At 33.5% G+C, this 3,937-nt stretch carries 4 protein-coding genes; all 4 read left to right on the top strand.

Translation table 11 applies throughout. From position 1 onward, the window contains the following. Positions 1 to 166 precede the first annotated feature (166 nt). The 4 genes from ACSLUO_RS17620 to ACSLUO_RS17605 all read left to right on the top strand — a co-directional run bounded on the left by ACSLUO_RS17620 (position 167) and on the right by ACSLUO_RS17605 (position 2,920). A complete protein-coding gene (locus tag ACSLUO_RS17620; protein WP_448250575.1) occupies positions 167 to 502 on the top strand; it encodes a hypothetical protein in 336 nt (111 codons plus the stop codon). Between the two features lie 218 nt (positions 503 to 720). Further along, positions 721 to 1,077, top strand: a complete 357-nt coding sequence (locus tag ACSLUO_RS17615; RefSeq protein ID WP_448250574.1) for a DUF3592 domain-containing protein — start codon at positions 721 to 723, stop codon at positions 1,075 to 1,077. A 549-nt stretch (positions 1,078 to 1,626) separates the two neighbouring features. Beyond that, complete coding sequence (locus ACSLUO_RS17610) at positions 1,627 to 2,133, top strand: hypothetical protein (protein WP_448250572.1); 507 nt, start codon at positions 1,627 to 1,629, stop codon at positions 2,131 to 2,133. A gap of 436 nt (positions 2,134 to 2,569) precedes the next feature. After that, positions 2,570 to 2,920 carry a hypothetical protein gene (locus ACSLUO_RS17605; RefSeq protein WP_054200823.1) on the top strand — a complete coding sequence of 117 codons (351 nt, stop codon included), beginning with the start codon at positions 2,570 to 2,572 and terminating at the stop codon, positions 2,918 to 2,920. Positions 2,921 to 3,937: the final 1,017 nt, after the last annotated feature.

Genomic DNA, 3,937 nt, shown 5'->3' with positions numbered 1-3,937 from the left:
TAACTGGTTAACTTAGTTAAACATAAAAAATATATAACAAGGCATTAAAGTCGGACTAAAAACAGTTTGCTTCCGTTCGTGCCTCACTATTTTAGCAAACTGTTTTAAGCCGCTTAATGTGGCGTTAGCTGTACTTTTAGCTCTTCTTTAACAAACAAGGATGTCTATGAATCGCACAATTTATTTTCTCTTATTAATATTTATTAGCTTTAATTCTAATGCCAATGAATTACTTGGAAAATGGTCAATGAAAAAAGGCGAAAATTACTTTGTTATCCTATTTCAAGACAATTCTATGACCCAAGCAACATCACCAGATTTAAAAGACAATGCTCAAACGGTTAGCGTTAAATATGTAAAATTAAAAAATTCATATGGCATCGAGTTACTTGACGAAAAGGGTAAAGAAGTTGCTGCAATGATGGCTACGTTTATAAATAAAAATACAATTAAGTTTGGTGCGCCAGGTTCATTATTTTTCGAGCTACAGCGAGAAGAATAGTACAGCTAACAAGTCGTTTAAAAGGACAAAAAACAGTTGGCTTTTGCTCCTTCGTCGCTTATTTTAGCCAACTATTTTATTGCCTCTTAACGAGGCGTTATGTGTGTCGGGTCACATTGAGAATGTTTGAGAATATTATTCTAGTTATAATCCTTTGGGGTCTTAGGGCAATATTCCTATTCTGCCTCTATATTGGTGTAAAACGTTATAGATTGGCAATGTCTAGTATTGGATGGCCAATAGTAAAAGGGAAAATTATAACTTCCGAAAGTGACTATTATGTAAATCCAAGCTCTCGTAATGGTTATATACCAACCGTTAGGTATAAATATACAGTTGATCAAATGGATTACGAATCAGAGCGTATAGACTTTTCATTAAATCAAAGTGCAGGTAATAAAGAATACTCTAAATCTTTTACGAAAAAATATAGAGTAGGGTCTAGTGTGGAGGTCAGGTATAACCCTAATAGCCCTGGCCTATCAACATTGGAAACAGGAATAGATCTCTATCATTTTTATGGGGTAATGGGTATGTGTATCCTTATGCTTGGTATAACGTTTTATTTTACGTAAACACACATAACAAGCCATTGCAAAGGACTTTTAACAGTTGGCTTCCTTCGCTTCGCTCGTTATTATAGCCAACAATTAAAAGCCCCTGAATGGGGCGTTATATACCGCCACGAATTGTAGGTAAAATAGCTTCGTGGTTTTGTGTTTTAATAAACATTCGCTGTAAATTCTTTTGGCATTTGTTAAATGCAAATAGGGCTTTTACTTCTGCTGTTTTGTTTGGGTTTTGCAATGCCCATTCGCATAGCACCGCTCGTTATGTTGCTTTCTTTTCTAACATTGGAGTACGTGGCGGTGGGTGATGCAGTTCATATTGCAAATAATGGTTTAACTGGTTAACTTAGTTAAACTTAAAAAAATATATAACAAGGCATTAAAGTCGGACTAAAAACAGTTTGCTTCCGTTCGTGCCTCACTATTTTAGCAAACTGTTTTAAGCCGCTTAATGTGGCGTTATATGCTCCTCTAGTATAGAGAAATGATTCTCATTCAAAAGGAGCTTCACACTTTTAAAAATTAAGCAAACCCATTAACCTACAAGGATGTACTATGAACCCTAACGATAACTACCTAACCAATCCAAGTGTAGTTATAATAAATAAAGCTCTGAAATTGTTTGTCAATAGATTCACCACTAAAAGACACCCTTTCGAAATTAGTAGTTATTCTTTCACTAAGCAAAAGCACCCTTTTTGTAAATGTATTATTGAAGAAACTAAAAATACAAATAAAGAATTTGAGGTTTACTCTGAAAATCAGATAGTGTCTGTAATATACAACACTCTTATTAACTGTAACTACTTAACACAGGTTGGTGATAAATATTATCTTACAGAAGCAGGTTATAGGTATGGTTTAAAATCACTAAAACCATTACTATATTTTCATAGGTATTATTGGAAAAGCTATATTCCTATTACTATAAGTACTTTTGCATTAATTGTTTCAGTTTACGCACTAACCAATAACAAAACAGGTGATACCCAAGCTAACTGTAACAATAACAGCTATCAAGTCAAACCAGTCAGTAATATCCATAAGGATTCTCCTAAATAAATTAAAAATTAGCTCTTATTAAAAGAGCATATAACAAGCTGTTCAACATGACACCGTACAGCTTGTCCCAAGCTCCCCTTGCATGTTAACAAGGGCGTTATGTGTTTGTAACTAAAGAAAAAGAAACATTGAAAAGTTAAGTGGTGTGTTTCGCCATTGTAAGTTTGGTTGCCACCACTAATAAGCTTTACGCAATTACAAAACAAGTTTTGTGGTAAAGCTATTATTTCATTCGCATTTGGGCTTAAATGGCTCAAGGATAATTTTAATTAAGGGTAGCTTCGTTATTGTCCAGACTAAGTTTTAAACTTGGTTTTACACATAACAAGTTGCTTAATAGGACAAAATACAGTTTGCTCGGCTCGTACCTCGCCAATTATAGCAAACGGTATTTTGCCCATTAGCAAAGCGTTATGTTTACAAGGAAATTCGGCGTATGTTTAAAAAGCTATTTATATTATCGATATTGGTGTCATTATTCGGTTGTCAAAGTACCAATAATTCGAGCGGGGATAACGTAAATATTTACGGAGTTATATTTGCAGTTAAAGTAGATAAAGACGGTAAATTATCAAATCTACGCTTTTCAAAAGCAACTAACCCAATAAAAAATACCGATGTTAATTTTCAGCCACCTTCTAACTATGTTAAAAAAGTGGAAGCTAAATTAGCTAAGCGCCAATTCCAAGTACCTAAAGATGGTGCGGATTTAAATAAAGAATCATTTATTCCATGTTTCTACGTTAAATCAAATCCATCTGACATAAAGTGCTACGGTGATGAGTAAACATAACAAGAAAATAAACAAGGACTTAAAACAGTTGGCTTTTGCTCCTTCGTCGCTTATTTTAGCCAACAATTTTAAGCCTGTTATTTAGGCGTTAGGGTTGTAATCGAAATGGAGCCGATAAATAGAAAGCAGTTTTTATTTCGAATTATTATTGTTTGTGTGATTTTATCCTTTATTAAATACATGTTAATTCAGTTTGGTAATTTTAAATCACTAACAAGTTACCTAACTATGAGTGTGATTATTGATCTAATTGGAGCTACGTTTTTAGCACCATCAATCATTGCACGATTAAAAAGCTTAAATCTAACTAGTATATTTGTCCGTATTTCATTTGTAATGGTATTGTTTGTTAGCACGTTTACTTCAACTAAATTTTATCTTTTTCTGGTGTCGTTGCTAAACTTTCAAATCCCTTACTATTTCAATTATTTTTCATACTTTGGTTTAATAACTGGAGGTATGTTTTTATATTTAATTTTTGCTAGAGGTTTAGCTGTAAAACAACCCTAACAAGTCGCTCAAGAGGGAAAATTTACAGTTTGCTGTTTTCGCTCCGCTCAACATTTTAGCAAACTATAAATTTCCCCTTAGCGGGGCGTTATGTGTTTGTAACTAAAGAAAAAGAAATATTAAAAATTAAGTGGTGTGTTTCGCCATTGTAAGTTTGGTTGCCACCACTAATAAGCTTTACGCAATTACAAAACAAGTTTTGTGGTAAAGCTATTATTTCATTCTCGTTTGGGCTTAAATGGCTCAAGGATAATTTTAATTAAGGGTAGCTTCGTTATTGTTCAGACTAAGTTTTGTACTTGGTTTTACACATAACAAGTTGCTTAACAGGACAAAATACAGTTTGCTCGGCTCGTGCCTCGCCAATTATAGCAAACGGTATTTTGCCCATTAGCAAAGCGTTAGCTGTACTTTTAGCTCTTCTTTAACAAACAAGGATGTCTATGAATCGCACAATTTATTTTCTCTTATTAATATTTATTAGCTTTAATTCTAATGCCA

Source organism: Thalassotalea agariperforans (genome assembly GCF_053470345.1).
This window is presented reverse-complemented; position numbering and strand designations above follow the sequence as displayed.

Excerpts from the sequence above, each read along its gene's own strand:
- ACSLUO_RS17620 (WP_448250575.1), top strand. The coding sequence starts at position 167 with ATGAATCGCACAATTTATTTTCTCTTATTAATATTTATTAGCTTTAAT.
- ACSLUO_RS17615 (WP_448250574.1), top strand. The coding sequence starts at position 721 with ATGTCTAGTATTGGATGGCCAATAGTAAAAGGGAAAATTATAACTTCC.
- ACSLUO_RS17610 (WP_448250572.1), top strand. The coding sequence starts at position 1,627 with ATGAACCCTAACGATAACTACCTAACCAATCCAAGTGTAGTTATAATA.
- ACSLUO_RS17605 (WP_054200823.1), top strand. The coding sequence starts at position 2,570 with ATGTTTAAAAAGCTATTTATATTATCGATATTGGTGTCATTATTCGGT.